Source organism: Micromonospora sp. NPDC048909, assembly GCF_040649635.1.
Lineage (GTDB): Bacteria > Actinomycetota > Actinomycetes > Mycobacteriales > Micromonosporaceae > Micromonospora.
Map to the genome: position 1 here is coordinate 1 of NZ_JBEZFU010000002.1, position 15,589 is coordinate 15,589.

Consider the following 15,589-nt stretch of genomic DNA (forward strand, 5'->3'; position numbering starts at 1 on the left):
CCGGTAACGGGTTCAGTTGACCGGTACTAATAGGCCGAGGACTTGACTACTAAGCTGCTACGCGTCCACTGTGCAACTCCCGACAAACGAACAACGACCCGTGTGGTGTGTTGTTTGATATGTCGATAGAGTTACGGCGGTCATGGCGGAGGGGAAACGCCCGGTCACATTCCGAACCCGGAAGCTAAGCCCTCCAGCGCCGATGGTACTGCACTCGGGAGGGTGTGGGAGAGTAGGACACCGCCGGACAATCGTTCCCGTCAGGGCCACCCCAATATTTTGGGGGTGGCCCTGACGGCGTTTTGGCGTCAGAAGGCACCGCGCCGGAAAGCGCCGGTGGAGGTGGACCAACTGATCCCGTCGCCGTTCGCACCGCGCCAATCGACGGGGCGGCCGCGATCAGCTGCGTACCGGCGGTGGGTGGTAGGCGTGCGGCGCCGGCGGTCAGCCGCGGGTCTGGATGCCGGCGCGCAGGTCGCGGAAGAGCGCGCCGGCGTCGTCGACGGCGCGGCCGGGGAACATCCCCATCACCACGCTGCCGTGGTCGGCCCAGCCGCAGACGGCGAAGTCGCCGCCCTCGCCGCTGGTGGTACCGCATTTCATCACGCCACCCAGGTCGCCGGCGGGCACCTCGCGCAGCCCGTCCACCTTGCCCGTCTCGTCGGCCATCAGGCCGAAGAGGCTGTCCAGGTCCCGCTCCGGCTGCCAGAGCAGGGTGGTCCCGCCGAAGACGAGCACCGAGCGCTTGTCGTCGGCCGGATCGCGGTAGACGGTGCCGAAGCTGCGGTCCAGCTCGATGTCGGCGGCGAAGCCGCTGCGCAGGTAGTCGGCGGTGCTGCGGGCCCGCTCGGTGTCGTCGCGGGTCAGCCCGGCCACCCGGTCCGGGGTGGCCAGCCGGGTGTCCTTCTGCTCGGCGATCCGCCAGCCGGCCACGCCGAGGGCGCCGGCGCCCGCGAGTCCGACGGCGAGCGCCACGGCCCAGCCGATCCGCCGCCGCCGCGACCAGGTCGCCCGCGGCTCGGACACGCCCCCGGGGTCCCGGTTGCTCAGCTGGATCGGCTCCTCGGTCAGCTCGACGGGCTCCGGTCCGTCGCCGAGCTGACGTTCGGTGAGATGTGCGTCGGACATAGCCGACACCGTACGCGAACCATCGGTGGCGCACGTCAGGTCCGCCGAACCCCTCCGTAGACTTGTCAGGTGACCGAGAGACTGGATGCCCGACGCCCCGACGCCCCCACCCTGCCCGGCCAGTACCAGCCGGGCGAGGTAGAGCAGCGACGGTACGAGCAGTGGGTAGCCGCCGGCCACTTCCGGGCCACCGCGCAGAGCGACAAGCCGCCCTTCACCATCGTCATCCCGCCGCCGAACGTGACCGGCTCGCTGCACATGGGCCACGCCCTGGACCACACCGTCCAGGACGCCCTGGTGCGGCGCAAGCGGATGCAGGGCTTCGAGGCGCTCTGGCTGCCCGGCATGGACCACGCCGGCATCGCCACCCAGAACGTCGTCGAGCGGCAGCTCGCCGCCCAGGGGCTGTCCCGCCACGACCTGGGTCGGGAGAAGTTCGTCGAGCGGGTCTGGCAGTGGAAGGCCGAGTCCGGCGGGGCCATCCTCGGCCAGATGCGCCGCCTCGGCGACTCCGTCGACTGGGACCGTGAGCGCTTCACCATGGACGAGGGCCTGTCCCGGGCCGTCCAGACGATCTTCAAGAAGCTGTACGACGACGGCCTCATCTACCGGGCCAACCGGATCATCAACTGGTGCCCGCGCTGCCTGACCGCGCTCTCCGACATCGAGGTCGAGCACACCGAGGACGACGGTGAGCTGATCTCCATCCGGTACAGCGACGAGGTGGTGGTGGCCACCACCCGGGCCGAGACCATGCTCGGCGACACCGCGGTGGCGGTGCACCCCGACGACGAGCGGTACCGGCACCTGATCGGCACCGAGGTCGAGCTTCCGCTCACCGGCCGGCGCATCCCGATCGTGGCCGACGCGCACGTCGACCCGAGCTTCGGCACCGGCATGGTCAAGGTTACGCCGGCGCACGACCCCAACGACTTCGAGATCGGCCAGCGGCACGACCTGCCCTCGCTGACCGTGATGGACGAGCGTGGCGTGATCACCGTGCCCGGGCCGTTCGAAGGGCTGGACCGCTTCGAGGCCCGACCGGCGATCGTCGCCGCCCTGCGGGAGCAGGGGCGGATCGTCGCGGAGAAGCGCCCGTACGTGCACGCTGTCGGGCACTGCTCGCGCTGCCGTACGACCGTCGAGCCGCGGCTGTCGTTGCAGTGGTTCGTCAACACCGCCCCGCTGGCCCAGGCTGCCGGTGACGCGGTGCGCGACGGACGGGTCCGGATCGAGCCGGCCGAGCTGGCCAAGCGCTACTTCGCGTGGGTCGACAACATGCACGACTGGTGCATCTCCCGCCAGCTCTGGTGGGGGCACCGCATCCCGGTCTGGTACGGCCCGGCGGGCGAGATCGTCTGCGTCGGCCCCGACGAGGAGCCGCCGACCGGCGAGGGCTGGCACCAGGACGAGGACGTCCTCGACACCTGGTTCTCCAGCGGCCTGTGGCCGTTCTCCACGCTCGGCTGGCCCGAGCAGACCCCGGAGCTGGCCAAGTTCTACCCGACCAGCGTGCTGGTCACCGGGTACGACATCCTGTTCTTCTGGGTCGCCCGGATGATGATGTTCGGCCTCTACGCGATGGACGGCCGGCCGCCGTTCGACGTGGTCGCCCTGCACGGGATGGTGCGCGACCAGTTCGGCAAGAAGATGTCGAAGTCGTTCGGCAACGTGGTCGACCCGCTGGACTGGATCGACCGGTACGGTGCCGACGCCACCCGGTTCACCCTGGCCCGGGGCGGTAACCCCGGCCAGGACGTGCCGGTCAGCGAGGAGTGGTGCCAGGGCTCCCGCAACTTCTGCAACAAGCTCTGGAACGCCACCCGGTTCGCGCTGATCAACGGCGCCCGGGCGGACGGCCCGCTGCCGGCCGCCGAGGAGCTGTCGACCGTCGACCGGTGGATCCTGTCCCGGCTGGCGCACGTCACCGCCGAGGTGGACGAGCAGTTCGAGGCGTACGAGTTCGCGAAGGTCTGCGACCTGCTCTACCACTTCGCCTGGGACGACGTCTGCGACTGGTACGTGGAGCTGTCCAAGCCGGTGCTCGCCGAGGGCGGGCCGGCGGCCGAGGTCAGCCGCCGGGTCCTCGGCCACGTGCTCGACCAGCTGCTGCGGCTGCTGCACCCGATCATCCCGTTCGTCACCGAGGAGCTCTGGATCGCGCTCACCGGCGGCGAGACGGTGATGCGGGCGCCCTGGCCGGTGGCCGACCGGGCCCGGCTCGACGACGCCGCGGAGGCGGAGGTCGGCGCGGTGCAGCGGGTGGTCACCGAGATCCGCCGGTTCCGTTCCGACCAGGGACTGCGCCCCACCCAGCGGGTCGCCGCGCGGCTGGACGGCCTCACCACGGCCGGGATCACCGCGCACGAGCCGCTGATCCGGTCGCTGGCCCGGCTCGACCCGGCCGCCGACGGGTTCCAGGCGAGCGCGACGCTGGCGATGCCCGGCGAGGTGAGCGTGGCGCTGGACACCCGCGGCTCGATCGACGTGGCCGCCGAGCGGGCCCGGCTGACCAAGGACCGCGCCGCCGCCGAGAAGGAGGTCGCGCAGGCCCGGGGCAAGCTCGGCAACCCGGCCTTCGTCGGCAAGGCGCCGGAGCCGGTGGTCGCCAAGATCCGTGACCGGCTCGCCACCGCCGAGGCCGATCTGCTCCGCATCGACGCTGCCCTGGAGGCGCTGCCCTCGTGACCGATCACTCCGACTTCGCCAAGGTCGAGGCCGAACTGGCCGAGCGGGGCTTCACCCGGATGGTCTTCGAACTGGACCGGATCGAGTCCCTGCTCGACCTGCTCGGCAGCCCGCAGCGGGCGTACCCGTCCATCCACCTGACCGGCACCAACGGCAAGACCTCGACCGCCCGGATGATCGATTCGCTGCTGCGGGCGTTCGGGCTGCACACCGGCCGCTACACCAGCCCGCACCTGGAAACCGTGCGCGAGCGGATCAGCCTGGACGGGGAACCGGTCAGCGAGGAGCGCTTCGCGGCCACCTACCGGGAGATCGCCCCGCTGGCCCGGCTGGTCGACGAGCGCTCGGCCGAGCCGCTGACCTACTTCGACATGACCACCGCGATGGCCTTCGCCACCTTCGCCGACGCGCCGGTCGACGTGGCGGTGGTCGAGGTGGGCCTCGGCGGCGCCGAGGACTCGACGAACGTGCTCCAGGCCGGGGTGGCCGTGATCACCCCGATCGGGCTGGACCACACCGAGTGGCTCGGCGACACCGTCGAGGACATCGCGCTGCACAAGGCCGGCATCATCCACGCCGGCGCCACGGTGATCTCGGCGGCGCAGGAGGAGGAGGCGGCCCGTCCGATCCTGGAGCGCTGCGCCGAGGTCGGTGCGACCATTGCCCGGGAGGGCTCCGAGTTCGGCGTGCTGCGCAAGGCGGTCGCCGTCGGCGGCCAGGTCCTGACCCTGCAGGGGCTGGGCGGCGTCTACGAAGAGGTGTTCATCCCGCTGCACGGTGCCCACCAGGCGCAGAACGCGGCGGTCGCGCTCGCCGCGGTCGAAGCGTTCCTCGGCGCCGGCACCCGCCGCCAGCTCGACATCGAGGCCGTCCGCGAGGGCTTCGCGACGGCCAGTTCGCCCGGTCGCCTGGAGCGGGTACGCAGCGCGCCGACCATTCTGCTCGACGGCGCGCACAACCCGCACGGGATGGCCGCGACCGTCACCGCGCTGCAGGAGGAGTTCGCCTTCAGCAAGCTGGTCGCGGTCGTCGGCGTGCTCGGTGACAAGGACGCCCCGGCCCTGCTGGAGCTGCTGGAGCCGGTGGTCGACCAGCTCGTGGTCACCCGGAACAGCTCGCCGCGGGCGATGCCGACCGCCGAGCTGGCCGAGCTGGCCGCCGAGGTGTTCGGCCCGGACCGGGTCGAGGTGGCCGAGGAGATGCCGGACGCGATCGAGACGGCGGTCGCGTTGGCCGAGGAGGACGTACCCGGCGAGTTGAGTGGGGTGGGCGTGCTGATCACCGGGTCGGTGGTGACCGTGGCCGACGCCCGCCGGCTGCTGAAGCGATGAGCGAGCCGGAGCAGCCGCGGCGCTCGGGACTGCGCAACCCCGAGCGGGCGGTGCGCGGTCTCGGCGCGGGCGCGTTGACCATCGAGGCGCTGGTGCTGCTGCTCGCCATCCAGCCGATCCGGGTGATCGGCGGCGATCTGGGTGGCGCGGCGATCGGCGTGGTGGTGGCGCTGGCCGTGGCGGCGGTGGTGCTGGCCGGCATGATGCGCCGGCCGTGGGCCTGGCACGCGGGCACCGTGCTGCAGGGTCTGCTGATGCTCGCCGGCCTGCTGCACTGGTCGCTGCTCGCGCTCGGCGTCATCTTCGCCCTGGTCTGGGCCTACGCCCTGCACGTCCGCCGGGTGATCCTGGGCTGAGGTCGGGGTGGAGCGTTTCGCGAGGGCGCCCGTGCTCCGCGAGCCGGTGCGACCGGACGCTGTCGACCTGCTCCATATCTGAACCACCCGGCGCCGGCGGGCGGCGGAGCGGCGGAGCGGCGGGGCGGGGCGGGGCGGATGTTCATATCTGGAGCAGTTCGACAGCGATGCGCACCGCCAACCCGGGCGGAACATCCGGCACCGGTCACCCGCCGACGACGCGACCGTCGGGTCACGCCTCCGCGCGTTCGCGCCACTGCGTGAGCGCGATGCCGTGCCCGTCGGGATCCCGGAAGGCGGCGGCCCATACCTCCAGCTTCGTGCCCCGGTTCACCACCCGGGGCGCGTACGTGAAGCGCACGCCCGTTTCGCGCAGCCGTTCGTACGCCGCCTGGATGTCGTCCACCTCGAGGTTGACGTGCACCAACCGGCGGCTGACCGGCGCGGCCTCGGTCACCTCGCGCAGCACCAGCCGGGTCGTCCCGGAGGCGAGCACCGCGTTTCCGGCGCCCCGGTCGACCTCGGTGAAGCCGAGCCTGCCGCGGTAGAAGCCGAGCGAGCGGGACAGGTCGGTGACCAGCAGGGTCAGCCCGACTCCGCTGATCGGCGCGCCGGCCACGATCGGGTCGGTCGCGGCCGCCTCCGGCTCGTACCCGAAGATCGCCTCGTCCAGCTCCTCCGGGGTGACCTGCGCGTCCCTGGCCGGCTGGCGGGTGGGCGCGGGATCGTCCAGCGGTAGGTCGAGCGGGTCGAGCGGGTCCAGCGGATCCGCCGGGGCGGTGGGCCCGGCCGCGGCCTCGGCTGGGGCGTCGAACTGCTCCTCGGCCGGCGAGCGGGGGGCCGGGGTGGCCCGGCGCGGCAGCGGGTTGGCCGCCGGCTGCTCGACCAGCGTCCCCTCCAGCACGACCGGGCCGCCCGGGCGCTGGTGCACCACCACCGGCTCGCGCTCCTCGGGCGGGCCGACCGGTTCGTCGCGCACCGGGTCGGGGGCCAGCGGATCGCGGAAGTCGTCCCGGAAGTCGTCCTCGGCGGAGCGCCCGGCCCACGGCGGGGCGTCCTGCTCGATCAGCATCTCGTCGATCGGCTCGGCCCCGGCGTACTCCGGCGGCAGGTCGGCGCTCGCTGCGGCGGCGGTCTCGGCGTGCGTGGGCACCTCGTCCCAGAGCACCCGGACGTGCCGCTGGTCGTCCAGGGCGACCCGGATCGGCAGGGTCTGACCGAGCGACGGCCACTTGGCGACCGGCACCCGCGGCTCGATGATCTTCTTGCTCCGCGGCGGCAGCCCGGGCGCGTCGATGACCAGTTGCAGCTCGCACCGGCCGAACGCGTACTGGGTGGGCGGCTCGGACGCGCTGTGCACGTGCCCCTCGCCGATCACCCAGGTGCGCCCGCCGCCCCGCACCGTGGCCAGCGCGATGGCCAGCACCAAGAGGGCGACCCCGAGCGCCACGATGGCCCAGCTGGTCATGCCGAGGCCGAAGAGGATCACGAAGGTGGCCACGGTGCCGAGCACCGCGGCGATCAACTTGCGTACCGGCGCGATGGGTCGGCTCCCGCCATTCGCCACTGTGGACCTCCCGGGGGTCAAGGGCCAGGCTAGGCCGCGGCGGCCACCGGGGGAAAGGCCAGCCGCCGCGCCGGTGCCGGGACCGGGTCGCTAGGCTGACCGTACCCAGCCCGACCGTCTTCCGCGCACAGGAGGAACCCAGCGTGTCCAGCACCCCCGACGAGCGCACCCTCGTACTGATCAAGCCCGACGCGGTCCGTCGCGGGCTGGTGGGCGAGGTCATTTCCCGCTTCGAGCGCAAGGGGCTGCGGATCGACGCGATGGTGACCCGGACGATGGACGCCGCGCTGGCCGACGAGCACTACGCCGAGCACGTGGACAAGCCTTTCTATCCGCCGCTGAAGGCCTTCATGACCGGCGGCCCGCTGGTCGCCCTGGTGCTCTCCGGCGACCAGGTCATCGAGGTGGTCCGTGGGCTCGTCGGGGCCACCGACGGGCGGCGGGCGACGGCCGGCACCATCCGTGGTGACTTCTCCCTGTCCAACCGGGAGAACCTCGTGCACGCCTCGGACTCGACGGACAGCGCGAAGCGCGAGATCGCGCTCTGGTTCCCCGAGCTGGGCTGACCCCTTCGCCACCGACGCCGGCGGGCGGCGCCTGGTTCAGTCGGCGGGCGGTACCTTCGCCGGGTTGCCGACCATGTAGATGCCGGTGATCCGGCCGTCGGCCGCGGTGACGCTCAGCGTGTACCGGTTGCCGTTCGCGCGGGTGAGCAGCACGGCGGGCTCTCCGTTGAGCTCCAGCCGGCGCACCGTCCACCGGCGGTGTGGGCCGTAGATCCCGGCGAAGAACCGGGCGATCCGGTCCGCACCGGTGATCGGATTGCGGGCGGCCGACACCCGACCACCGCCGTCGCTCCAGGCCGTGGCGTCCTTGGCTACCAGGCCGGTGAGCGTCGCCAGGTCCCCGTCCCGGGCGGCGGCCAGGAACGCGTCCAGCAGCCGTTCCCGTTCGGGTCGGCTGGCGGTGAACCGGCGCTGCTCCTGCCGCACCCGGGTGGCCGCCCGGTGGTGCAGCTGCCGGCAGTCCTCGGGGGTCCGGTCCAGGATCTCGGCGATCTCGGCGTACGGCAGGTCGAAGGCGGTGTGCAGGACGTACACCGCACGCTCCGGCGGGGTGAGCCGCTCCAGCACGTGCAGCAGCGCGGTGGAGAGCGAGTCGCGTAGTTCCGCGCGGTCCAGCGGGCCGAACGGCGAGGACTCGGTCGGCACCGGTTCCGGCAGCCACGTCCCGACGTACGTCTCGCGGGCCGCCTGCCGGACTCGCAGCCGGTCCAGGGCCAGCCGGGTGACCACCCGGGAGAGGTAGCGCCGGGGCTCCGCCACCGCCGAGCGGTCCACGTCCAGCCAGCGCAGGTACGCCTCCTGCAGCACGTCCTCCGCGTCGTCCCGGCTGCCGAGCAAACGGTAGGCGAGGCCGAGCAGCATCGGCCGGTGCGCCTGGAGCGCACCGGCCGCCTCTGCCGCCGCAGCAGTCGTCACGCCTGAGCCGGAGGCTCCAACCGCATCGTCACGCCGATCCGATTCCACACGTTGATTGTGGCAATCGCCATGACCAGGTCGGCCAGTTCCTTCTCCGACCAGACCTTCGCGGCGGTGTCCCACACCTCGTCCGGCACGCCGTGCTCACCGAGCTGGGTGACCGCGTCGGTGAGCGCCAGCGCGGCCCGCTCCCGCTCGTCGAAGAACGGCGCCTCCCGCCAGGTGGCCACGGCGAAGAGCCGCCGGCTCGACTCGCCGCCCGCCAGGGCGTCCCGGCTGTGCAGGTCCACGCAGTACGCGCACCCGTTCAGCATCGAGGCCCGCAGCTTCACCAGCTCCAGCACGGTGTGCTCGACGTTCGCCCGGACGTACTTCTCCATCCCCATGACGGCCTGGTACGCCTGCGGCGCCACCTCGGCGGGGTTCATCCGCTGCACGACTACCTCCCTGATAGATCCGACACCGTCACGACGGATCGGCCGGGGCGTGCCGTGACAACCGGCGGCGTGACGCCGGTCATGCCGCGCCGGGGCAGGGCGCTACCGCCGCCCGGTCGGGATCGGGGCACCCGGGCGGCCAGCCGCCGGCCCACCTCGATCAGCGGCAGCTCGATCCACCGGTACATCAGGTCCGCGGCGAGCAGCGCCACCACGGTCGTCGCCAGGAAGAAGGCGGTGCCGCGGTGCGCGATCGCGGGCGCCAGCCCGGCCGCCGCCCGCGCCGCGATCGACTGGATCAGATACATCGAGTACGACCGTTCGCCGACGAGGACCAGCGGGCGCAGCCCCAAGCCGCGGGCGAGCACGCTGCGGGAGAGCAGGGCCGGCAGCAGCACCGCCGCGGCGGCGGCGTAGCAGCCGATCAACGCCTCCTGGCCGAGCCGGGTCGGCCAGAACCGCACGCTCACCTGGAGCACGACGAACGCCACGATGACGGCGCTGGCCGTCACCGGGTGGGTCAGCGGCCGGACCAGGGCGAAGCCGCGGGGATGGTGCATGAGCACCGCGGTCAGGCAGCCGAGCAGAATCGCCAGGTAGTGCACCGGCCAGCTCAGCCAGGCGATGTCCGGCGGGATCAACGCGAGAAAGAGCGCGAGCAGGCCGACGGTCACCGCCAGGCGGCGGCGGAAGGCGGCGGCGACCGCCACGAAGGCGATGGCCGGCCAGAAGAGGTAGAACTTCTGCTCGATGCCGATCGTCCAGGAGTGCAGGAACGGCGCGCCCGGTGGCAGGAGCTCGTTGAGGAAGAGCAGGTAGTACCTGAGCGACCGCTCGACGGTCTCCGCGGTGCCGTTGATCCGGGCCAGCGCCCAGGTCAGCACGAGCACCAGCAGGTAGACCGGCATGATCCGGAACAATCGCCGCAGGTAGAAGGCGCGCAGCGAGACTTTGCCGTACCGGTGCTCCTCGCGCAGCAGCAGCGTCGTGATCAGAAAGCCGGAGAGCACGAAGAACAGGTGTACGCCGATCCAGCCGGTCAGCCAGGTCCAGGACGGGCCGCCGTAGTGGAAGGCGATGACCATGACGGCGGCGAGTGCCCGCAGCCCGTCCAGGGCCGGAAAACGGCGCATGGCCACGAACTCGTCGTACCTGAGCGTTCGCACCGGCGGAGTCTGGGCGAGTGGGCCAACGGGGTCAAGCCGCGAAGGTGGCGGCTGGCACCCTCGGACCAGCACCCGGATGGTTCGCCACCCGTTCGGGGCGGCGGGGGGTCGTCGGCTACCGTGACACCGCCTGCTTCGTACACGACTCGCCGGAGGACCAGTGCCGCTGCTCTACACCATCGGCAAGCTCACCGTGGGGCCCACGATGAGGCTGGCCTTCCGGCCGACCGTGGAGGGGTTGGAGCACGTGCCGGAGATCGGCGGGGCGATCCTCGCCGGCAACCACCTCTCGGTCGCCGACGAACTCTTCGTCGGCACGGTGGTGCCGCGGCACCTGGCGTTCTGGGCGAAGTCCGAGTACTTCAAGGGCGTCGGCCTGAAGGGGGCGTTCTCCAAGTTCGTCCTCACCGGGCTCGGAGCGATCCCGGTGGAGCGGGCCGGCGGGCGGGCCGCCCTCACCGCCTTCGACGCGGCCATCCCGGCCCTCAAGGGCGGCGACCTGGTGGTCGTCTACCCGGAGGGGACCCGGTCGCCGGACGGGCGGCTCTACCGGGGGCGCACCGGTGCGGTCCGGCTGGCCATCTCCGCCGGCGTGCCGATCATTCCCGTCGGCATGATCGGCACCGAGAAGGTGCAGCCGATCGGCGCGCGGTTGCCGCGCCCGGGCGCGGGCAAGGTCATCGTGCGGTTCGGCAAGCCGCTGGACTTCACCGGCCGGCCGGACGACCGCACCTCGCTGCGGGCGATGACCGACGAGATGATGAGCGAGATCCAGAAGCTCACCGGCCAGGAGTACGTCTCCCGTTACGCCCCGCCGCGCGCCCACCCGGACCCGACCCGCGAGGGCCCGGCCTGACCCGACCGTCCCGCTGTCGCCGCGCTGCCCGGCCCGATCGGACCGGCCTCAGTTCTGGCCGGCCGTCACGATCTGTCCGCGCAGGGTGTCGAGCAGGGCCGCGCTGTCCTGCACGGAGAGCCGGGTGAAGACTCCGGTGGCGATGCTGCCGTGGTCGACCGAGGTGCAGACCACCACGTCAGTGCCGTCGGCGCTGCCCACCGCACAGCGCTCGTGCCGGCCGCGTACGCCGGTGTCGACCTCCTCGGCGGCGTCGAGCTGGTACTGCTCGGTCAGCCGGGCGATCTCGTCGTCCGCGTCCGCCTCCGGGGTCAGCCGGAAGCCGGTCCCGCCGAAGACCGTCACCGGCTTGCCGTCCGCCGTGGTGTAGACGCCGGCGAAGGTGTCCTCGGCGAGCCAGTGCGCCTTGCGTACCTCGGTCTCCAACTGCCGGGCGGCCTGCTCGCTGCGGCTGTCCTCGCGCAGCGACAGGTCGGCCACCCGACCTGGGAGGCTGGCCTTCGCCGGATACTGCGCCGAGATCGGCATGCCGTAGTAGGCCGGGCAGCCGCAGCAGCAGGCGAGGGTGAGCAGCAGCAGCCACGGCCAGCGACGCCGCTTGCGCACCGGGACGTACCCCTTGGGGGCACGCCAGTCGGGCGGCGGCGCGGCCGGCGGCGGGGCGGGCGACCGTTTCGAACGGCGCTGCTTCGGCGGCGCCGGCGGGGCGGGCGGCGCCGGGCGGGCGGTCACCGGAGGCCGGGCGACCGGCGGGGCCGGTACCGGATGGCGCGGCGCGACCTGGTGCGGCGGAACGTGGGGCGCCGGCGAGACCGGTGGCGGGGGGACCGGCGCGGGTGGTCCCGAATACGGGCGGGTCGGCGGAGGCGCCGGATAGGAGACCGTCGGTGGCAGCGGCGGCAGCTCGGCCGAGGGCAGCTCCCAGCCGCCGGTGTCCGCGCCGGCCCACGGATCGACCGGAACCCGATGCTCGGGGGGCTCCGGCGGCGCGGGCGGCAGCGGGGTCGGCTCGGCCGACTCGCCCCAGGCGCGCCGGCGCGGTGGCGGTGGCGGCACCGTGGCGGAGCCGCTCCACCGTGGCGGTGTCGGGTCGCCCGCAGCCTCGGCGACGGGTAGCCGCCGGGTGCCGGAGGGACCGTCCGACGCTGCTCGATCGTCGCCGGCGGAATCGACCGGGTCGGCCGCCGGTTCGGTGAGTGGCCGGGTGCCCTCGGTGCCGGCCGACTCGCTCGCCGGCTCCGGCTCGGCCGGGCGACGGTCACCGTCGTCACCGTCGTCGCCGTCGTCGCCGTCGTCGACGGACGGCGCGGGGGGTTGCGGCTCGGGCGGGGTCGGTGGGCCCGGGTGGGACACGCCCTCCGGCGGTACGGGGGAGGAGGTCCCCTCCCCGGCGACGGTCGGATCGCGGTCCGGCTCCGTGCCCGGGGTCTTCCCGTCGGCCGGCCGGTCTGCGCCCGGCTGCGGCTCCGGCATCGCGGCAATCTCCTCTCGCGCCGGTCCGAGGTTAGTACCGGGGTGCCAGTTTCGGCGATCCGCCCACCAACAGGATGCCGCGCACTGCGCGCGGCATCCGCCGGACGGGCGCGTACCCTTGGGCTTCATGAGCGTCCCGTCCACGACGCCGCGCCCTGTCGCGGCCAACTCCGTCTGGCCCAGGCTGGAGCCGTTGCTGCCCCAGGTGACCAAGCCCATCCAGTACGTCGGTGGCGAGTTGGGCGCGGTGGTCAAGGACTGGGACGCGGCCACGGTGCGCTGGGCGTTGATGTACCCCGACGCGTACGAGGTCGGCCTGCCCAACCAGGGCGTGCAGATCCTCTACGAGGTGCTCAACGAGCTGCCCGACGTGCTCGCCGAGCGGACGTACGCGGTCTGGCCGGACCTCGAGACGCTGATGCGCGCGAACGGCGTGCCGCAGTTCACCGTCGACGCGCACCGCCCGGTACGCGACTTCGACGTGTTCGGCATCTCCTTCTCCACCGAGCTGGGCTACACCAACCTCTTCACCGCGATCGACCTGGCCGGCATCCCGATGCTGGCCGCCGACCGCACCGACGCCGACCCGGTGATCGTGGCCGGTGGGCACGCGGCGTTCAATCCGGAGCCGATCGCCGACTTCATCGACGCCGCCGTGCTCGGCGACGGCGAGGAGGCAGTCCTCGAGATCACCGCGATCGTCCGCGAGTGGAAGGCCGAGGGCTCCCCGGGCGGGCGCGACGAGCTGCTGCTGCGCCTGGCCCGCACCGAGAGCGTCTACGTGCCGCGCTTCTACGACGTGGACTACCTGCCCGACGGCCGGATCCAGCGGGTCGTGCCGAACCGGGCGGACGTGCCGTTCCGGGTGCACAAGCGCACGACGATGGACCTGGACGCCTGGCCGTACCCGAAGAAGCCGCTGGTGCCGCTCGCCGAGACGGTGCACGAGCGGTACGCGGTGGAGATCTTCCGGGGTTGCACCCGGGGCTGCCGGTTCTGCCAGGCCGGCATGATCACCCGCCCGGTGCGGGAGCGGTCGATCACCACGGTGGGTCAGATGGTCCGCGAGGGCCTGGAGTTCTCCGGCTTCCACGAGGTGGGCCTGCTCTCGCTCTCCTCCGCCGACCACTCCGAGATCGGCGACATGTGCTCGGGCCTCGCCCAGCAGTACGAGGGCACGAACGTCTCGCTGTCGCTGCCGTCGACCCGGGTCGACGCGTTCAACATCGACCTGGCCCAGGAGCTGTCCCGCAACGGGCGGCGGACCGGCCTGACCTTCGCCCCCGAGGGCGGGTCGGAGCGGATCCGCAAGGTGATCAACAAGATGGTGTCCGAGGAGGACCTCATCCGCACCGTGGTCACCGCCTACACCAACGGCTGGCGGCAGGTGAAGCTCTACTTCATGTGCGGCCTGCCCACCGAGACCGACGAGGACGTGCTCCAGATCGCCCGGATGGCCCACGAGGTCATCAAGGCCGGTCGGGCCGCCACCGGGTCGAAGGACATCCGCTGCACGGTCTCCATCGGCGGGTTCGTGCCGAAGCCGCACACCCCGTTCCAGTGGGCGGCCATGGAGCGGCCGGAGGTCATCGACAGCCGGCTCAAGATGCTCAAGCAGGAGATCAACTCCGACCGCTCGCTGGGCCGGGCGATCGGCTTCCGCTACCACGACGGCGAGCCGTCGCTGATCGAGGGCCTGCTCAGCCGCGGTGACCGCCGGGTCGGCGCGGTGATCCGCAAGGTCTGGGAGAACGGCGGGCGCTTCGACGGCTGGAGCGAGCACTTCTCCTACCAGCGCTGGGTGGACGCCGCGGCCGAGGTGCTGCCGGCGTTCGGGGTGGACCTCGACTGGTACACCACCCGCCAGCGCGACGAGCTCGAGGTGCTGCCCTGGGACCACCTGGACTCCGGGCTGGACAAGGACTGGCTCTGGCAGGACTGGCAGGACTCCCTCTCCGAGTACGAGCAGGACGACTGCCGGTGGACCCCGTGCTTCGACTGCGGCGTCTGCCCCGCCATGGACACCGAGATCCAGATCGGCCCGACCGGGAAGAAACTGCTCCCGTTGACCCCGATCGCCGGTTCCGGCCTCAAGGTCCCCACCGCCACCCCCGCCACCCCCGCCCACCCCTGACCAGTCCCCGCTGGCCACCCCCGACCGGGGCCCAGCTGCGTTGATCATGAAGTTGTTGTCACCGCTGCGGCGTGTCACGGACAATAACTTCATGATCACAACGCGTGACTGACCGAGCGAGGAGCACGACGATCAGTAAGAGACAACAGCCGGAGGGCGGGCAGGCGCCGGTCGTCCAGCGCGTCCGGATCCGGTACGCCAAGCGCGGGCCACTGCGGTTCACCTCGCACCGGGACTTCGCGCGGGCCTTCGAGCGGGCCGTACGTCGGGCCGGTGTGCCCATCGCCTACTCGCAGGGCTTCACCCCGCACCCCAAGATCTCGTACGCCAGCGCCGCGCCGACCGGCGTGGCGAGCGAGGCGGAGTACCTGGAGATCGGTCTGCAGGCACCGGTCGACCCGGCCGCGCTGCGCGCCGCGCTGGACGCCGCCCTCTCGCCCGGCCTCGACGTGCTGGACGCGGTGGTGGCGACCGGCGGCAGCCTGCCCGACCGGATCGAGGCGTCGGACTGGCGCATCGAGCTGCCGGGAATCGACACGGCGACGCTGCGCGCCGCGGTGGACGCCTTCAGCGCCGTCGACGAGGTGCTGGTCGAGCGGATGACCAAGCAAGGGCGGCGCACCTTCGACGCGCGGCAGGCGGTCATCGCCATCGATGTGGCGACGCCGACAGCGACTCCTTCCGGGGGACCGGCCGTACCGTGTGCGATACTCGAAGTGGTCGTGCGGCAGGTCACCCCGTCCGTACGACCCGATGACGTCCTTTCCGGCCTCCGCGTGGTGGCCGACCTGGAGCCGCCGGTTCCACCGCGAGTGACCCGGCTGGCTCAGGGCACGTTGACCGCGCAGGGCGAGATCGTGGATCCGTTGGATGCGGACCGCGACGGGGCAACCATCGGTGGGCACTGACCGACGGTCAGCGCTCGGAAGATAGGCAGACTTCGGCGGTCGCGCACCTTGCGCGCCCGGCGGA

Annotated in this window: 13 protein-coding genes and 1 rRNA gene; 8 read left to right on the forward strand and 6 right to left on the reverse strand. The window is 72.4% G+C overall.

Annotated elements, in window-relative coordinates:
• Positions 1-132 precede the first annotated feature (132 nt).
• Positions 133-249 (forward strand): 5S ribosomal RNA (rrf, locus tag AB0C04_RS06180).
• 195 nt (positions 250-444) lie between these two features.
• On the opposite strand, the gene AB0C04_RS06185 is transcribed toward rrf, so the two are convergent.
• Positions 445-1,128 (reverse strand): hypothetical protein, encoded by a 684-nt coding sequence (locus tag AB0C04_RS06185; RefSeq protein ID WP_357049191.1) that lies wholly within the window; start codon positions 1,126-1,128, stop codon positions 445-447.
• Positions 1,129-1,197: 69 nt separating this feature from the next.
• Between AB0C04_RS06185 and AB0C04_RS06190 the strand changes: the two genes are divergently transcribed.
• From AB0C04_RS06190 to AB0C04_RS06200, 3 genes are read left to right on the forward strand one after another with little or no spacing between them, the layout of a single operon-like run.
• Positions 1,198-3,816 (forward strand): valine--tRNA ligase, encoded by a 2,619-nt coding sequence (locus tag AB0C04_RS06190; RefSeq protein WP_357049194.1) that lies wholly within the window; start codon positions 1,198-1,200, stop codon positions 3,814-3,816.
• Complete coding sequence (locus AB0C04_RS06195; protein ID WP_350873943.1) at positions 3,813-5,147, forward strand: folylpolyglutamate synthase/dihydrofolate synthase family protein; 1,335 nt, start codon at positions 3,813-3,815, stop codon at positions 5,145-5,147. The genes AB0C04_RS06190 and AB0C04_RS06195 overlap by 4 nt, the downstream gene beginning before the upstream one ends.
• Complete coding sequence (locus AB0C04_RS06200) at positions 5,144-5,503, forward strand: DUF4233 domain-containing protein (protein ID WP_350873945.1); 360 nt, start codon at positions 5,144-5,146, stop codon at positions 5,501-5,503. Before AB0C04_RS06195 ends, AB0C04_RS06200 begins: the two co-directional genes overlap by 4 nt.
• Before the next feature lie 232 nt (positions 5,504-5,735).
• Here the strand turns inward: AB0C04_RS06200 and AB0C04_RS06205 are convergent, their stop codons facing one another.
• A complete protein-coding gene (locus AB0C04_RS06205; RefSeq protein WP_357049199.1) occupies positions 5,736-7,070 on the reverse strand; it encodes a VOC family protein in 1,335 nt (444 codons plus the stop codon).
• A 143-nt stretch (positions 7,071-7,213) separates the two neighbouring features.
• Here AB0C04_RS06205 and ndk point away from each other — a divergent pair, with 143 nt between their 5' ends.
• The gene (ndk, locus tag AB0C04_RS06210; protein WP_350873947.1) at positions 7,214-7,636 is read left to right on the forward strand and encodes a nucleoside-diphosphate kinase; all 423 of its coding nucleotides are present in this window, start codon (positions 7,214-7,216) and stop codon (positions 7,634-7,636) included.
• 36 nt (positions 7,637-7,672) lie between these two features.
• Here the strand turns inward: ndk and sigJ are convergent, their stop codons facing one another.
• Genes sigJ through AB0C04_RS06225 form a run of 3 tightly spaced genes read right to left on the reverse strand, consistent with a single transcriptional unit; the run spans position 7,673 to position 10,154 of the window.
• The gene (gene sigJ, locus AB0C04_RS06215; RefSeq protein ID WP_357049202.1) at positions 7,673-8,551 is read right to left on the reverse strand and encodes an RNA polymerase sigma factor SigJ; all 879 of its coding nucleotides are present in this window, start codon (positions 8,549-8,551) and stop codon (positions 7,673-7,675) included.
• Complete coding sequence (locus tag AB0C04_RS06220) at positions 8,548-8,988, reverse strand: carboxymuconolactone decarboxylase family protein (protein WP_357049205.1); 441 nt, start codon at positions 8,986-8,988, stop codon at positions 8,548-8,550. The genes sigJ and AB0C04_RS06220 overlap by 4 nt, the downstream gene beginning before the upstream one ends.
• 2 nt (positions 8,989-8,990) lie before the next feature.
• Positions 8,991-10,154 carry an acyltransferase gene (locus tag AB0C04_RS06225; RefSeq protein ID WP_357049207.1) on the reverse strand — a complete coding sequence of 388 codons (1,164 nt, stop codon included), beginning with the start codon at positions 10,152-10,154 and terminating at the stop codon, positions 8,991-8,993.
• A gap of 160 nt (positions 10,155-10,314) precedes the next feature.
• Between AB0C04_RS06225 and AB0C04_RS06230 the strand changes: the two genes are divergently transcribed.
• Positions 10,315-11,010 (forward strand): lysophospholipid acyltransferase family protein, encoded by a 696-nt coding sequence (locus AB0C04_RS06230; protein WP_357049210.1) that lies wholly within the window; start codon positions 10,315-10,317, stop codon positions 11,008-11,010.
• A 48-nt stretch (positions 11,011-11,058) separates the two neighbouring features.
• On the opposite strand, the gene AB0C04_RS06235 is transcribed toward AB0C04_RS06230, so the two are convergent.
• On the reverse strand, positions 11,059-12,483 hold the full coding sequence (locus tag AB0C04_RS06235) for a hypothetical protein (protein WP_357049213.1): 1,425 nt from the start codon (positions 12,481-12,483) through the stop codon (positions 11,059-11,061).
• 127 nt (positions 12,484-12,610) lie between these two features.
• Here AB0C04_RS06235 and AB0C04_RS06240 point away from each other — a divergent pair, with 127 nt between their 5' ends.
• Both AB0C04_RS06240 and AB0C04_RS06245 read left to right on the forward strand, forming a co-directional pair.
• Positions 12,611-14,617: a TIGR03960 family B12-binding radical SAM protein gene (locus tag AB0C04_RS06240; RefSeq protein WP_357049216.1), complete on the forward strand. Its 2,007-nt coding sequence runs from the start codon at positions 12,611-12,613 to the stop codon at positions 14,615-14,617.
• Positions 14,618-14,805: 188 nt separating this feature from the next.
• Positions 14,806-15,525: a TIGR03936 family radical SAM-associated protein gene (locus tag AB0C04_RS06245; protein WP_357050689.1), complete on the forward strand. Its 720-nt coding sequence runs from the start codon at positions 14,806-14,808 to the stop codon at positions 15,523-15,525.
• The last annotated feature ends 64 nt before the right edge of the window (positions 15,526-15,589 follow it).

Coding starts and splice junctions, on each gene's coding strand:
- AB0C04_RS06185 (WP_357049191.1), bottom strand. CDS start 1,128: ATGTCCGACGCACATCTCACCGAACGTCAGCTCGGCGACGGACCGGAG.
- AB0C04_RS06200 (WP_350873945.1), top strand. CDS start 5,144: ATGAGCGAGCCGGAGCAGCCGCGGCGCTCGGGACTGCGCAACCCCGAG.
- AB0C04_RS06235 (WP_357049213.1), bottom strand. CDS start 12,483: ATGCCGGAGCCGCAGCCGGGCGCAGACCGGCCGGCCGACGGGAAGACC.
- AB0C04_RS06240 (WP_357049216.1), top strand. CDS start 12,611: ATGAGCGTCCCGTCCACGACGCCGCGCCCTGTCGCGGCCAACTCCGTC.